Here is a 14,416-nt window from a genome sequence, read left to right as displayed (position 1 = left end):
TGTGGATGCAACAGCATGGCCGGATGATGAGGAGCCTTGACCGCGCCGCGTGTGTTCATGTTAGCTGACTCCCCCGGGACGCCGGCGCGGCGTTCCCGAAGCATGTCCGGAGGGATCAGGGGTCATGGATTCGGCCGGGACCGCGCTGGACGACCGCCTGCCGTCCGATCGCCTGTTGCGGGCAACCGCTGCGCAATGGAGCGCGGCCTTGGTCTGGACATCGGCCGACGGCACCATCGTCGGCGCCAATCCCGGTTTTGCCCGGCTGGCCGGCATCCCTCTGGATGCGCTGGTTGGTTGCCCGCTGCCCGCCCTGCTCGATTTCGGTGGTCGTGACTGGCTGGCGGTGTGGGATGGGGCGAAGGAGAACGACCATCCACCGCCCGGCACCGGTGCCTTGCGCGTTCCCCGCCGCGATCCGGTCCCGGTCGATCTGCACTGGCAGCATCTGACCGATGGCGACGACGTCCTGCTTCTGTGCGAGATGCGCGATTTCGACGAGCGCGAACGGGCGGAGGCGGTGGCACGCCTGCAGCAGAATGTCCTGGAACTGGTGGCCGCCGGCCGGTCGCTGAAACAGGTCCTGGATTTCCTCTGCAGGCAGGTGGAGGCCTGCGCGCCGGAGGTCGCCTGTTCGGTGATGCTGCGTGACGACGAGAACCGCATGCGGGTCGCCGCGGCCCCATCGCTGCCCGCCGTCTATGCCACTGCCATCGACGGGCTGGCCATCGGCCCCGACGTCGGCTGCTGCGGCAGCGCGATGAGCCAGGGAGAGGCGGTGATGTCCGTCGACATCGCCGAAGACCCGCGCTGGGCCCCCTATCGCGACGTGCCGCTGGCGCATGGGCTGGCCGCCTGCTGGTCCAACCCGATCAAGGGGCGGGACGCCCGGATGCTGGGCAGCTTTGCGCTCTATTACCGCGAGCCCCGCCCCGCCGCTCCCTTTCACCGCCGGCTGGTGGAGGCCTGCGTGCATCTGTGCGCGCTCGCCATCGAACATGACCGGGCACGGGCGGAGATCAACCGGCTGGCCTATTTCGACATGCTGACCGGGCTGCCCAACCGCCAGCTCCTGGCCGACCGCGCCACCGCGGCGCTGGCGCTGGCCGGACGCACGCGGCAGCCGGTGACGCTGATGTTCCTGGACATCGACCGGTTCAAGACCATCAACGATTCGCTGGGTCATGCGGTCGGCGACCGGCTGCTGGTGGAGGTGGCGACCCGGCTGAAGCGCCTGTTCATCGAGGGCGACACGCTGGCCCGGCTGGGTGGCGACGAGTTCGTGGCATTGCTGCCGGGCTGCGATGCCGCCCATGCCTCGCTGCTGGCCGAACGGGTGCTGGCCACCCTGTCGGTGCCGCTGACGGTGGCCGAGCTGACGCTGACCCCGACCGCAAGCATCGGCATCGCCGTGCATCCCGACGACGGCATGGACTTCGATACCCTGCTGCGCCAAGCCGATGCGGCGATGTACCGGGCCAAGCAGGCCGGCCGCAACCGCTGCCATTTCTTCCGCCGCGACATGAACGAACAGGCGGTGCGCCGGTTGGAGATGGAGGCAGCGCTGCGCGAGGCGCTGGACCGCCAGGAGGCCGGCTGCCCGGACGGCGAAGCACCGTTCGAGCTGCATTACCAGCCCCAGGTCCGGCTGAAGCCGCATTGCCTGTACCGGGTGGAGGCCCTGATCCGCTGGACCCACCCGCGCTGGGGGGCGGTGTCGCCGGTGGAATTCGTTCCGCTGGCCGAGGAATGCGGGCTGATCGACCGGCTGGACAGCTGGGTTCTGCAGACGTCGGTGGCACAGCTTGGCCGCTGGCGCGCGGCGGGGGTGCCGGTGCCGGGGATGGCGGTGAATGTCTCGGCCGTCCGTTTCGCCCGCGGCGATCTGCCGGATCAGGTCCGCGCCGCGCTCGCCGCCAACGGTATCCCGGCCAACGACCTGACGCTGGAGATCACAGAGCGGCTGATGATGACGGAGGAGGTCGGCGTCCATGACGCGCTGGATGCCCTGCATGCGCTGGGCGTCACCCTGTCGATCGACGATTTCGGTACCGGCTATTCGTCACTCAGCTATCTGAAGCGATTCCCCGTCGGCGAACTGAAGATCGACCGCAGCTTCGTCAAGGAGCTGGACATCGACGCCGCCAACCGGCCGCTGGTGCGGGCCATCATCCAGATCGGCGAGGCGCTGGGCCTGACCGTCGTGGCGGAGGGGGTGGAGCGCGAGGCCCAGCACCTGATGCTGGAGGCGGAGGGCTGCGCCATCGGCCAGGGCTACCGCTTCGCCCGGCCGATGGCGGCGGCGGCGCTGGTGGACTGGCTGAGGGGGGAGGGCAAGCACTGGACGCAGTGCCCGGCCGAGGCCTGCTTCAGCATCTGAAACATTTGCAGTGGAAATGGTCCCGTTTTTCTTTGGATTTACGGGGTACTTCGACCGCATTTCACCATTCGAATCGGTGCTTATGCGGATCCGCCGGAGTAATGGGGATCCGGCAATAGGATATAGTCGCAACGCTCCTTTGCCGGCAAAGCGCAGGTCATCCCGTTCTAGACCACGCGACTGTCTTGTGTCCCAACGTTTGGGGCGATAGAAGGTCCACTCAGCGGCATGTGCGGTCAAGCAAACTGACCACGGTGTTTCGCTGAGCGGAAAGGACCCGCCCGGTGGATCGCCCGTGGAGCACAAGGGGAGCACCCGCATGCCGGACGACCATGGGGCGAGAGGAATTCCGCGATGGCGAGCCAGGGTGAATCCAAGTGGGTCTACAGCTTCGGGGCCGGTGCCACCGAAGGACGGGCCGATATGAAGAACCTGCTGGGCGGCAAGGGCGCCAATCTGGCCGAGATGGCCAATCTTGGCCTGCCCGTTCCGCCGGGCTTCACGATCACCACCGAGCTGTGCACCTATTTCTACGCCAACGGCCGCTCCTATCCGCCGGAGCTGACGGCGCAGGTGACCGCCGCCATCGCGCGGCTGGAACAGGCGATGGACGCCAAGTTCGGCGACCCGGTCAACCCGCTGCTGGTGTCGGTCCGTTCCGGCGCCCGCGCGTCGATGCCCGGCATGATGGACACCGTCCTGAACCTGGGCCTGAACGACGCGACCGCCGCCGGCCTCGCCAAGCGGTCGGGCGACGGCCGCTTCGCCTACGACAGCTATCGCCGCTTCATCCAGATGTATTCCAACGTCGTGCTCGACGTTGAGCATCACCATTTCGAGGACATCCTCGACAACCACAAGCGCGACAAGTCCTACAACCTCGACACCGACCTGTCGGCCGAGGATTGGCAGGCGGTGATCGAGGACTACAAGAAGGCGGTCGAGCGCGAGCTGGGCCGGCCTTTCCCGCAGGATGTGCAGGAGCAGCTGTGGGGCGCCATCGGCGCCGTCTTCGGCTCCTGGATGAACGCCCGCGCCATCACCTACCGCAAGCTGCACGACATCCCGGCCGACTGGGGCACCGCGGTCAACGTGCAGTGCATGGTCTTCGGCAACATGGGCAACGACTGCGCCACCGGCGTGGCCTTCACCCGCAACCCGTCGACCGGTGAGAACGCCTTCTACGGCGAATATCTGGTCAACGCCCAGGGCGAGGACGTCGTCGCCGGCATCCGCACGCCGCAGCACCTGACCGTCGCCGGCAAGCTCGCCAACAAGTCCGACCTCCCCGCCATGGAGGAGGTGATGCCGGAGGTGTTCAACCAGCTGAACGAGGTCCGCCTCAAGCTGGAAAAGCACTACCGCGACATGCAGGACATCGAGTTCACGGTCCAGCAGAACAAGCTGTTCATGCTGCAGACCCGCAACGGCAAGCGCACCGCGCCGGCGGCGCTGAAGATCGCCGTCGATCTGGCGAACGAGGGCGTCATCGACCAGAACGAGGCGGTCCGCCGCATCGATCCGGCCTCGCTCGACCAGCTGCTGCACCCGACTCTCGACCCCAAGGCCGACCGTAAGGTCATCGCCAAGGGCCTGCCGGCCTCCCCCGGCGCCGCGTCCGGCAAGGTGGTGTTCACCGCCGACGAGGCCGAGCAGATGGCCGGCAAGGGCGAGGCGGTGATCCTCTGCCGCATTGAGACCTCGCCCGAGGACATCCACGGCATGCACGCCGCCCGCGGCATCCTGACCAGCCGCGGCGGCATGACCAGCCACGCGGCGGTGGTGGCCCGCGGCATGGGCCGTGCCTGCGTGTCGGGCGCCGGCGACCTGCGCATCGACTACAAGACCAAGCAGATGGGCGTGCGCGGCGTCACCGTGAAGGAAGGCGACATCGTCACCATCGACGGCTCCACCGGCGAGGTGATGCTGGGCGAGGTGCCGACGATCCAGCCGGAATTGTCGGGCGACTTCGCCACCCTGATGGGCTGGGCCGACAGCATCCGCCGGATGAAGATCCGCGCCAACGCCGAAACCCCGCTGGACGCCCGCACCGCGCGGAAGTTCGGCGCCGAGGGCATCGGCCTGTCGCGCACCGAGCACATGTTCTTCGACCCGGAGCGCATCCTGGCCGTCCGCGAGATGATCCTGGCGGAGGACGAGGCCGGCCGCCGCAAGGCGCTCGCCAAGCTGGAGCCCTTCCAGAAGAAGGACTTCGTCGACCTGTTCACGATCATGACCGGCCTGCCGGTGACGATCCGCCTGCTCGACCCGCCGCTGCACGAGTTCCTGCCGAACACCGAAGAGGACATGGCGGAGGTCGCCCAGGCCACCGGCACCGATCCGCTGCGGGTGCGCCACCGCACCATCCAGCTGCATGAAGCGAACCCGATGCTGGGCCATCGCGGCTGCCGTCTGGGCATCTCGTACCCCGAGATCTACGAGATGCAGGCCCGCGCCATCTTCGCCGCCGCCGCCGAGGTCGCCAAGACCACCGGCGAGGCCGTCATTCCCGAAGTGATGATCCCGCTGATCATCACGAAGAAGGAGTTCGACATCCTCAAGGCGGTGATCGACCGCGCCGCCGAGCAGGTGAAGGCCGAGACCGGCGTGACGGTGGAGTACCTGACCGGCACGATGATCGAGATCCCGCGCGCGGCCCTGAAGGCCGGCGAGATCGCCGAGTCGGCCGAGTTCTTCAGCTACGGCACCAACGACCTGACCCAGACCACGCTTGGCCTGTCGCGCGACGACGCCGGCAGCTTCCTGCCGGAGTACCAGCGCCAGGGCATCCTGGAGCAGGACCCGTTCCAGTCGCTGGACGTCACCGGCGTCGGCGAACTGGTGGAGATCGCCACCGAGCGCGGCCGCAAAGTCCGTCCGGACATCAAGCTGGGCATCTGCGGCGAGCATGGCGGCGACCCGGCCTCGATCTCCTTCTGCGAGAAGATCGGGCTGACCTATGTCTCCTGCTCGCCCTACCGCGTGCCGATCGCCCGCCTCGCCGCCGCCCAGGCCGCGCTGAACAGCGACACGGTCAAGCGCGACTGAGCCGGTTCGGATAGCTGAAACGACTTCGGCCCTCTTCCCGCAAGGGAAGGGGGCCGTTTCGTTTTGGAGGCGGAGGTGGGTGGGTGGAACAGCGTGGAACAGGTTTCGGGGGACTGTTCACTGTTCCATCGGGGGCGGCCGACCCGGCCTGCGGCGGTCGGATGGAACGTTTGGAACAGGTTGGAACGGTTTTCCGGGGGCTGTTCAGTGTTCCATTTGGCGGGGCGGGGGCGCGGGAGGACGGGCGCAAGGGGGCGTGGCACCGTTGGCGATGCATGCAGGACACTCCTCGGGCGGTTGAGGTTTATAGTCCTATCACGAATGGCGGTCGGCGGTAAGGGTGCGTGGAAAAGACAGTTGTGGCTTGAATGCCTCTGTGACATCAGCCCTTGACTCCTGCACGCCCTGAACCTAATTTATCTCACGTGATTGACGTGAGGTATGTGATCCGATGAAAATTGACCTGCTGGAAGTCGGTCGCAGCCCAATTTTGGCCGGCGCAATGAACGGCAGGATGGCTTTGAACCGCCTGCTTGAAGCTGCAAGCTCAGAAAGGGATGGTCCAGAACCGATTTTTTTAGATTTCTCTGATATAGACGTCGCAACAGCGAGTTTTCTGAGAGAGTCTGTTCTGGCTTTTCGAGAGATCATTCGCAAGAGAAAGTCAAATTTTTATCCTGCCATTGCAAACGCAAATGACGTTGTGCAAGACGAGCTCTTAGAGGTTCTGAGGTCGCGGGGCGAAGCCATAATGCTATGTTCGTTGGGGAAGAATGAAAATGTATCGAATGCTTTCCCGTTAGGTGAACTTGATCCTAAGCAGAGAATGACTTTTGATCTTGTACGCAGGCATGGAATAACTGATGCTGGTGAGTTGATGCGCGAATATGGTCAGAGTGAGGGAACAAAACACACAACCGCATGGAATAATCGATTGTCATCGTTGTCAAGCTTGGGTCTCGTTATCGAAGATAGTCAAGGTAGGTCGAAGCGATACCGTCCTCTTTTTGAAGGGAGTTGAGAGATGGGTGCTGACTTCGTCGAGAAGGCAACTCCTAGCTTCTTGAAGAGCTGGGATCGAGGGAAGGTTGAACTCGCTACGTCTGATCTCTTCACACGTAAGCCTTCCAAGGCTACCCGGACTGCAGCGGCTGATATTATAGGCAACACAAATCTCTCTGCAGGAGATAAACTAACTGTTGAGATTAGGGGAGGGGAGTTGTTCGCCCTCCGAGGAAACCGCAGCGTCGCCAAATTTCCGAATCCTTCTCCCGCTCTAATTCAGGCAATCGGAGATTCTTGCGGAATAGCAAAAGGTACTGTTGAGCAAGTTCATATATTCTCTGGTGTGGCGGAGATTTCAATATGTTGACGGGAATAGGAAAAAGAGAAGTTAAGCGCGCTAGAATTCGTAGAAAGCTAAAAGCTGAAAAGAGTTTATGGGATAATCCTCGATCGGCATCAGGTTCATTAGGATGTGCAGTTTGTCCAGATAAAGAGCTTTGTGGGGGGCTGTCGATAGAATCTTCCCTCCTCGACTGTCTGCAGTTTTGTTGCGGAAATCCTGAGAATTGCGACCGAGTTTGTCGTAATCACCATGAATTTGCTGACAGGGTTCGTGAAGTTGGAACTTTTGAACTAAATACAGTTCCGCGCGCCCCTAAAGTTTATACTCCAGAATTGCCTCGAGTGGTGCCAATTATTTATCATAGATCGCGTCGGATAGTTCCTCCCAATATTTCAACAGTTGCACTGTCGCTCTACTCTCTTTTTAGCGCCCGCACCGGTCTGCCGCGTTTTTCATCTCACGAAGAGGTCTGCGAAAAATTTTGCATTCCTCCCGGAGCGCAGATTGTCCTGACTGGAACAAATAAGGATCCACCGCTGGAAAAATGGTGGGGCCTTGGTGAGGAATTGCGAAAAAATATTATAATTGCGATGAAGAATGTTGGAGTTTCTATTGTAACAACACCAAACTATAGCTTGTTTATAGATCGTCCTCGATGGGACGATATGCATTCAATGAAGAGAATAGCTATTGTTCATGAGGAGTTTATTAGATTTGGATTGCCGGCGGCTCTCCATATAAATGCTAGAACTGAACGAGATTTCGAAAGGTGGGGGGATTACATTAAAAGCCGAGATGAGATTAGTCATCTTGCTTATGAATTTACAACAGGAACAGGATGGCCAGGGCGTAGGAAAGCACATGCAGAGATGTTGACCAAGATGGTCAACGATATTGGGCGTCCCCTTAATTTGCTTGTGCGAGGTGGAGTTGACCTCCTTCCAGATATTGCAAAGTTTTTTGACAGAGTAACCTCTATTGACTCGTCGGCCTTCATGAGGACAATGATGCGTCATAAGGCGTATCCAAAAGGGAATTCAGAGGTTTCATGGGTGAGCTCTCCAACAGAACCGGAGGAGTGTTTGGATGATATTTTTTTCCATAATGTTGAGATGACAAGGCTTTTAGTGTCAGACATGCTGGAGAGTTTAAATTCGCGAAAGAGAGATTAGAAAGGCCAGCCTTGAAACCCATGAGATTTGACTTTCGCGCACTTGATGACTTATCTTTCGCTGCAGATCGGGGGCGGCTTGATGGTCGCCAAATTCCCAGATTTGAAGCTGAGGCAATTGGGCCTATACTAGAATTTGCGCGTTTAGCGGAGAGAAGGATATTGCCGTCTCTCCGAAGTGCTTCCTGGTTGTCGCTAGGAGAATTGGACGCCTTTATTCGAGCTCTTGATGATGGGCGCCTACATTGGGTGCTTCCAGAAACGCAGACCATGGGCTTTTTGCGCACATCATCTGACTTAGTGAATGATGAGAAGGCATGGGTTTCATTTGCCTTATGTGCTCAAAAAGCAGCAAACATGGCGGGGTTTAGTCGTAGAACGTCAGCACAGTTCGCTGGGGCGCTCGGTGAACTTCGTGACAATATTTACGAGCATTCTGGCGTAAGCGAAGATGGGATTATAGCATTTCGCGCTGAAAAAGGAGTGTTTGAATTTGCGGCAAGTGATCGTGGGATGGGGGTTTTAGAAAGCTTGAGAACATCAGATGACTATGCGGAAGTAATAGATTATGGTGAGGCATTAAGTCTGATATTGACCGATGGAGTTTCCAGATACGGTTTGAGTTCTGGAAGGGGGCGCGGATTTCGTCCAATTTTCATCGGCTTAGCAAACATCAATGGCTCACTGAGATTTCGATCTGGTGATCATGCTTTAATAATCAATGGACAAAACCCATCATTGATGTCAGCGCAAACTTCTCAGAAGACAATGATAGAAGGGTTTTCCGCATCAGTGATTTGTATTGTATAGGAGATGCTCCTTATCTGATTAGTATTTCCGGCCGGATTTTCATGCCGTCGTGGACCAGTCGCACAAGACCGTGCTTCGCCAAATCTTGCAGAGCGCGCGAGACGTTGGGTTGGGCGCGGTTGGCGAGTTGGGCGAGGCGGGAGACCGTCTCCGGGCGTTCGGTGGCGATCAGTTGCATCAACGCACGATTGGCCGGGGTCAGCACGCCGAGAAGGCCGGAGACCGACTCGCCATCCGTCACGGACTGCACCGGGAGAACCGGGCGGGTGCCCTGGGCGACCGCCAGCATCTCGTCGCGCAAATCATGCAAGCTCCGCATGGTCGGGCTCCCTGGTGTCTTCGGCGTGGTGGCTGGTGAGGCGCATCTAATATGCGCTTTGCGAGGGGATGCGGCTACCGCATTTGCGTCCGGCTTTGGCTGGGGATGTGCAGGGGCCATGCGGTTCTGGATTCTTGATCCAACCCTCACCCTCCCCACGCCTTCGGCGCGGGTCCAAAGTCGCTCGCAAGTCTCGCGACTGCGCTCCGCCTACGATCACCTTCGGTGCTCGTCCGGCCTACGGCCGTCGGCTCCGCGCCCTCTCCCGGGGCGGGCGATGGCATTCACACATCTCAGCGTCACTTAAGATATTGGGATAAAGCAATTTTGTCGGCCGTCATTCCCGCGAAGGCGGGAATCCAGCCACATCCGCCGCTGATCTGCGGAGTTTCCTGGATCCCCGCCTTCGCGGGGATGACGCAAAGTTCCTTTTGTCCCAGAAGCTTAGCGATGCCTGGAGTTGTGTGAATGCCATAGCCCCCCAGGGAGAGGGTGGTCGGGCGCGCTTTCGCGCGCCGCCAAGGGGCATGCTGCCCCTTCGCAATCCCCTGGCAAAGGCTGGCGCCTTTGCTGCCCCCTCACCCTGACCCTCTCCCCAGGGGGGAGAGGGGAAGTTTGCGGAGGGGAGGGGAGGGGGCGGGCCGTTACCGCCCCCTCGGCTTCGCCCTGGCGGTCGGTTCGGCTTCCAGCGGGTTGTCGGGCCAGTAATGTTTCGGGTACTGGCCCTTCAAATCCGCCTTCACCGCCTTGTAGGCGTTGGCCCAGAAGCTCGCGAGGTCGCGGGTGACCTGCACCGGGCGGCGGGCGGGGGACAGCAGGTGCAGCAGAAGCGGAACCCGGCCGCCGGCGATGCGCGGGGTCTCGGCAAGGCCGAACATCTCCTGCAGGCGCACCGCCAGAACCGGCTCCTCGCCGTCATAGTCGATGGGAATGCGGGAGCCGCTCGGCACCTCGACATGGGTTGGGGCCTCGGCGTCCAGGCGGGTCCGCAACTCCCAGGGTAGCAGGGCGCGCAAGGCGCTCGACAGGTCGATGCGCTCCAGATGGGCGCGGCGCGACACGCCGTCGAGGAAAGGGGCCAGCCACTCCTCCAGGCCGTCCATCAAGGCCGCGTCGGACAGGTCGGGCCAGACGTCGCCTTCCTTCATGCGCAGGAACATCACGCGGGTGCGCCATTTGCGCAGCTCGTCGGTCCAGGGCAGGCAGGCGGGGCCGAGCGCGCGGATGCCCTCGATCATCGCGGCGGTCATCGCCTCGGCCGGCGGCTTGGCCAGCTTCTCGTCCTTCAGGATCAGGGCGAACAGCATGCGGCGGCGCCGCGCCAGCACCATCTGCTCGCGCGTGTCCCAGGCGACGATGGTCTCGCTGCGGATGTCGTCGGCGAAGCTCTCCTCCAGATCGGCCAGCGTGACCGGGGCGGCCAGGAAGATGCGCGATTCGCGGGCGGCGCCGTCGAGGTCGGCGATGGCGAGCCACTCCTCGGCCGACAGCGGCTCGGCCTGCTGGAAATAGGCGCCGCGACCGCCCGACAGGCGATACTGCGCCGCAACCCCGCCGGGCTGGCCTCCGGGGCGGCGCTGGCCGATGCGGTCGGGATAGGCGAGCGCCACCAGGATGCCGACGGCGTTCGAGTCCATCGCGTCGTCGTCGCGCACGCCGAGCTGCCGGCGCCACTGCCGCGCCTGCTTCACCGCCTGCTGTGCCCCACCGCGATCGACGCTGAGGCCGCGCGCCGCACCCTGGCCGCCGCGCTCCTCGCCGCGCAGCAGGTCGACGCGCAGGCGCAGGTCGGCGTCGCGGAAGCCCGGTTGGGAGCGGACGATGTCGCGCTCGCCCAGCAGGGCCGCGACCAGACAGGCGAGCGCGCCCTGGCCCATCGCCTTGCCGGCCAGCATCATGTGGGCCAGACGCGGATGCACGCCGAAGCCGGCCATGCGGCGGCCGTGCGGGGTGATCGCGCCCGACCGGTCGAGCGCGCCGAGGCCGGTCAGCAGCTCGCGCGCCTGGGCCATCGCCGCGGCCGGCGGCTGGTCGAGCCAGGACAGGCTGGCGGGGTCGGAGACGCCCCACACCGCAAGCTCCAGCGCCAGCGGGGCGAGGTCGGCGTCGGCGATCTCCGGCGTGGTGAAGGGGGCCAGCGCCTTGTGCGTCGCCTCCGGCCACAGGCGGTAACAGACGCCGGGCTCCAGACGGCCGGCGCGGCCACGGCGCTGCTCGGCCGAGGCCTGGCTGACCTTCACCGTCGCCAGACGGGTCATGCCGCCGCGCGGGTCGAAACGCGGAACCCGCATCAGGCCGCTGTCGACCACGATGCGGATGCCCTCGATGGTCAGGCTGGTCTCGGCGATGGAGGTCGCCAGCACGATCTTGCGCTGGCCGGGCGGGGTGGGGGAGATGGCGCGGTCCTGCGCCTCGGCCGACAGGTCGCCATAGAGCGGGGCGATGATGGTGTTCGGGCCGAGGTCGGACTGGTCGAGCAGGGACTGGACGCGGCGGATCTCGCCGACACCGGGCAGGAAGACCAGGGCGTTGCCGGGTTCCTCACGCAGGGCGCGGCGAACGGCGGCGGCCACCGCGTCCTCGATGCGGGTGCCTTGGGTGGGCGCGTCGAGGTGGCGGGTCTCGACGGGGTAGGCGCGGCCCTCGCTGGTCACCATCGGGGCGGGGCCGTCTGCGTCGGCCAGCAGGGTGGCGACCGGGGCGGCGTCGAGCGTCGCCGACATGACGACAAGGCGCAGGTCGTCGCGCAGCGCGCCGCGCGCCTCCTGCACCAGGGCAAGGGCGAGGTCGCTGTCGATGCCGCGCTCGTGGAACTCGTCGAACAGGACGGCGCCGACGGCGGGAAGCTCCGGGTCCTCCTGCAGTTGGCGCAGGAACAGGCCGTCGGTCACCACCTCGATCCGGGTCTTCGGGCCGACCTTGGTGTCCAGGCGCACGCGGTAGCCGACGGTCTCGCCCACCGTCTCCCCCAGCATCGACGCCATCCGGCGGGCGGCGGCGCGGGCGGCGAGGCGCCGCGGCTCCAGCACCAGGATCTTGCGGCCCTTTGCCCAAGCGGCGTCGAGCAGGGCCAGCGGCACCCGCGTGGTCTTGCCGGCGCCGGGCGGAGCTTGGAGGACGGCGGTGCCGCGGCTGTCCAGCGCCTCCAGCAGGGCGGGAAGGACGGGATCGATTGGAAGGGCGGGGAAGGCGGGCTTGCTCATGAGGGGGAGTCTGCTGCCGCGAACCGGCGGGAAAGGCAATGGTTTTCGCGGAGTGGGCGGCACGGCGCGCGCCAAAAGGTCGCAGGGGCGGGGGAGGGGGACAGGGGCCGCGACCGATGACCGCAAAAAATGTATGGTTTTGGGGTCGTCGGGCTTATTCGCTTATCAAAGGGATCCATGACCGAAATCCACGACGCCGCCCTGTTCCTCGCCCACGCCTGCGTGCTGGAGGAGGACGCCGCCAACCGCTTCGCCGATCTGTCGGAGGCGATGAAGACCTATGGCAACCAAGAGGTCGCGGCCTTCTTCGGCCAGATGGCGAAATTCTCGCGCATGCATCTGGCCGAGGCGCGGGAACGGTCGGGCTTCCGCAAGATCCCCGACCTTGCGCCGGAAGACTTCCAGTGGCCGGACGGCGACAGCCCGGAAGCGGCCTCCATGGAAGGCTCGCACTATCTGATGACGGTGGAATACGCGCTGGAGCTGGCGCTGGAGAGCGAGAAGCGCGGGCAGGCCTTCTATGCCGAAGTGGCGAAGACCACCAGCGATCAGGAAGTCCGCATGATGGCCGAGGAGTTCGCCGCCGAAGAGGCCGAGCATGTCGCCCAGCTGGAGGTGTGGGCCAAGCGCTATCCGGCGCTGCAGCAGTAAGGGCCCGGCCTGAAGGAACGGATGAGGAAGGGGGCGTTGGCGGCCCCCTCCCCTGATTACTTTGACAGGGCGGACCAGTCGATCTCGTACACCTTGTCGGCCGGCTTGTAGGCCTTGAAGGCGGCGATCACGTCGTCGACGGTGACGTCGCCCGGCACATTCTGGATTTCATAGACGACCGAGCTGCCGCTGGTCGGGCCGACGTCGGCGTTGCGGTGAGCCTGCGAGACCAGCCCTTCGCCGGCCTTCTTGATCATGATGGAAGCCATGCATCCGTCTCCTGTTGCGACTCGCCCGACCGGAAAACCATAAACAAAAAGTGGTTTAACCGGAAGCTGGAAAGCGCGGGGACGGTTGCACTGCGTCATTTGGGGGCGGCAATCAGGGCAGCGCCGCTGCTTCGGTGACCACGGCGCGGCCGGGCATGCGGTCGGGCTGGGCGCCGGCCACCGCTCCGGCGATGCCGCCGGTCAGCCAGGCGGAGAAGGCGCTGCGTCCGTCGGCGCTGGCCTGACCGCAGGCGGTGGCGGGGACGGCGTCCTCGTCATCGTAGTTCCACAGCGGCAGGTTGATGCCGGTGGGCGCAGAAGACGGCTCGGCGGCGGACGCGGTGGCGATCAGGCCGCTGGAGCGCGGGGCGGCGGGTCGGCTGTGCACCTCGATCAGGGCGACGCGGATGCCGGCGGTCCAGGCGCGGTCGATGAAGGCGCGGACCTGCCGCGCGGTGGCGGTGGAGCCGTCGACGGCGCCGGGCGACCCGCCGGTCAGCCAGGCCGACGGCGTCGGGCCGCAGCCGCGCCGGTATTGCAGCGCCACCTGATCCTGCACATAGGCCTGCCCGCGATAGAGCCGCAACAGGCCGTGGCCGTAGCGCTCCAGCTCGTCGACCGGGCCACGGCTGGCGGTCAGCAGGTTGCGGTCGAGCAGGATCAGCGTCGGCTTGACGGCGATCAGCCGGTCGAGCAGCGGCTCGAAATCGGCGAACTGGGCCTGCCGGTGGACGATGCGCAGGAATTCCAGGTTGGGCACGCCACGCTCGGCGGCGACCTTCGCCATGCCGCGCTCGTCCAGCGTGGCGTCGCGCAGCGCGGTGTCGCCGAGCGCCACCACCATCACCGAATCGGGGTTGCGCGCCACCCGGTCGGCCATCGTGTCGATGCGGTTCAGGTTGTACCAGGCGAAGGGCTGGTCGTAGAGCATCGAACCGGCCCACAGGACCGCCAGCACCGCCAACCCGCACAGCGCCAGCGGTGCCAGCAGCAGCCCGGTCCCCAGCATCCACCAGCGCCTCCTGCCGCGGCGCGGTGTCGCGGCGGGAATGGTCTCATCGGCATGGGGAGGGACGGGGGAGAGGTCCTGTTTCGGCTCCTGCGGTTCAAGATCGGACATCGGGCGTCTCCAGGCGTGCTGCGGCTACTCTCACAACGCGCGGGGGAGGAGATTCGACCCATGGAAATTGGGGGTATCCCCAAGGTCCCGGAACACC

11 protein-coding genes are annotated in these 14,416 nt (G+C 64.0%); 7 read left to right on the top strand and 4 right to left on the bottom strand.

Features of this window, described 5'->3' with window-relative positions; all coding sequences use genetic code 11:
• Positions 1-124: 124 nt before the first annotated feature.
• From PWS46_RS11630 to PWS46_RS11605, 6 genes are all read left to right on the top strand, one after another.
• Complete coding sequence (locus PWS46_RS11630) at positions 125-2,380, top strand: putative bifunctional diguanylate cyclase/phosphodiesterase (protein WP_434615217.1); 2,256 nt, start codon at positions 125-127, stop codon at positions 2,378-2,380.
• Positions 2,381-2,734: 354 nt separating this feature from the next.
• Positions 2,735-5,428, top strand: a complete 2,694-nt coding sequence (gene ppdK, locus PWS46_RS11625; protein ID WP_434615214.1) for a pyruvate, phosphate dikinase — start codon at positions 2,735-2,737, stop codon at positions 5,426-5,428.
• Positions 5,429-5,879: 451 nt separating this feature from the next.
• Complete coding sequence (locus PWS46_RS11620) at positions 5,880-6,449, top strand: hypothetical protein (RefSeq protein ID WP_434615211.1); 570 nt, start codon at positions 5,880-5,882, stop codon at positions 6,447-6,449.
• Between the two features lie 3 nt (positions 6,450-6,452).
• Positions 6,453-6,800 (top strand): hypothetical protein, encoded by a 348-nt coding sequence (locus PWS46_RS11615; protein ID WP_434615208.1) that lies wholly within the window; start codon positions 6,453-6,455, stop codon positions 6,798-6,800.
• The gene (locus PWS46_RS11610; RefSeq protein ID WP_434615205.1) at positions 6,794-7,948 is read left to right on the top strand and encodes a hypothetical protein; all 1,155 of its coding nucleotides are present in this window, start codon (positions 6,794-6,796) and stop codon (positions 7,946-7,948) included. Before PWS46_RS11615 ends, PWS46_RS11610 begins: the two co-directional genes overlap by 7 nt.
• 269 nt (positions 7,949-8,217) lie before the next feature.
• Entirely contained in the window at positions 8,218-8,757 is a 540-nt protein-coding gene (locus PWS46_RS11605; RefSeq protein ID WP_434615202.1) for a hypothetical protein, read from the top strand.
• Between the two features lie 10 nt (positions 8,758-8,767).
• Here the strand turns inward: PWS46_RS11605 and PWS46_RS11600 are convergent, their stop codons facing one another.
• Positions 8,768-9,076 carry a helix-turn-helix domain-containing protein gene (locus PWS46_RS11600; RefSeq protein WP_434615199.1) on the bottom strand — a complete coding sequence of 103 codons (309 nt, stop codon included), beginning with the start codon at positions 9,074-9,076 and terminating at the stop codon, positions 8,768-8,770.
• Between the two features lie 644 nt (positions 9,077-9,720).
• Complete coding sequence (hrpB, locus tag PWS46_RS11595) at positions 9,721-12,279, bottom strand: ATP-dependent helicase HrpB (protein WP_434615196.1); 2,559 nt, start codon at positions 12,277-12,279, stop codon at positions 9,721-9,723.
• 177 nt (positions 12,280-12,456) lie between these two features.
• On the opposite strand from hrpB, the gene PWS46_RS11590 reads away from it, so the two are divergent.
• The gene (locus PWS46_RS11590; protein ID WP_434615193.1) at positions 12,457-12,930 is read left to right on the top strand and encodes a ferritin-like domain-containing protein; all 474 of its coding nucleotides are present in this window, start codon (positions 12,457-12,459) and stop codon (positions 12,928-12,930) included.
• 56 nt (positions 12,931-12,986) lie between these two features.
• Here the strand turns inward: PWS46_RS11590 and PWS46_RS11585 are convergent, their stop codons facing one another.
• Together PWS46_RS11585 and PWS46_RS11580 are read right to left on the bottom strand one after the other, a co-directional pair.
• Positions 12,987-13,199, bottom strand: a complete 213-nt coding sequence (locus PWS46_RS11585; protein ID WP_434615190.1) for a hypothetical protein — start codon at positions 13,197-13,199, stop codon at positions 12,987-12,989.
• A 112-nt stretch (positions 13,200-13,311) separates the two neighbouring features.
• Positions 13,312-14,319 (bottom strand): hypothetical protein, encoded by a 1,008-nt coding sequence (locus PWS46_RS11580; protein ID WP_434615187.1) that lies wholly within the window; start codon positions 14,317-14,319, stop codon positions 13,312-13,314.
• Positions 14,320-14,416: the final 97 nt, after the last annotated feature.

It is taken from the genome of Azospirillum sp. B2RO_4 (assembly GCF_051124815.1).
Lineage (GTDB): Bacteria > Pseudomonadota > Alphaproteobacteria > Azospirillales > Azospirillaceae > Azospirillum.
This window is presented reverse-complemented; position numbering and strand designations above follow the sequence as displayed.

Coding starts and splice junctions, on each gene's coding strand:
- PWS46_RS11630 (WP_434615217.1), top strand. CDS start 125: ATGGATTCGGCCGGGACCGCGCTGGACGACCGCCTGCCGTCCGATCGC.
- PWS46_RS11580 (WP_434615187.1), bottom strand. CDS start 14,319: ATGTCCGATCTTGAACCGCAGGAGCCGAAACAGGACCTCTCCCCCGTC.
- PWS46_RS11615 (WP_434615208.1), top strand. CDS start 6,453: ATGGGTGCTGACTTCGTCGAGAAGGCAACTCCTAGCTTCTTGAAGAGC.
- PWS46_RS11605 (WP_434615202.1), top strand. CDS start 8,218: ATGGGCTTTTTGCGCACATCATCTGACTTAGTGAATGATGAGAAGGCA.
- PWS46_RS11600 (WP_434615199.1), bottom strand. CDS start 9,076: ATGCGGAGCTTGCATGATTTGCGCGACGAGATGCTGGCGGTCGCCCAG.
- PWS46_RS11590 (WP_434615193.1), top strand. CDS start 12,457: ATGACCGAAATCCACGACGCCGCCCTGTTCCTCGCCCACGCCTGCGTG.
- PWS46_RS11610 (WP_434615205.1), top strand. CDS start 6,794: ATGTTGACGGGAATAGGAAAAAGAGAAGTTAAGCGCGCTAGAATTCGT.
- PWS46_RS11620 (WP_434615211.1), top strand. CDS start 5,880: ATGAAAATTGACCTGCTGGAAGTCGGTCGCAGCCCAATTTTGGCCGGC.
- ppdK (WP_434615214.1), top strand. CDS start 2,735: ATGGCGAGCCAGGGTGAATCCAAGTGGGTCTACAGCTTCGGGGCCGGT.
- PWS46_RS11585 (WP_434615190.1), bottom strand. CDS start 13,199: ATGGCTTCCATCATGATCAAGAAGGCCGGCGAAGGGCTGGTCTCGCAG.
- hrpB (WP_434615196.1), bottom strand. CDS start 12,279: ATGAGCAAGCCCGCCTTCCCCGCCCTTCCAATCGATCCCGTCCTTCCC.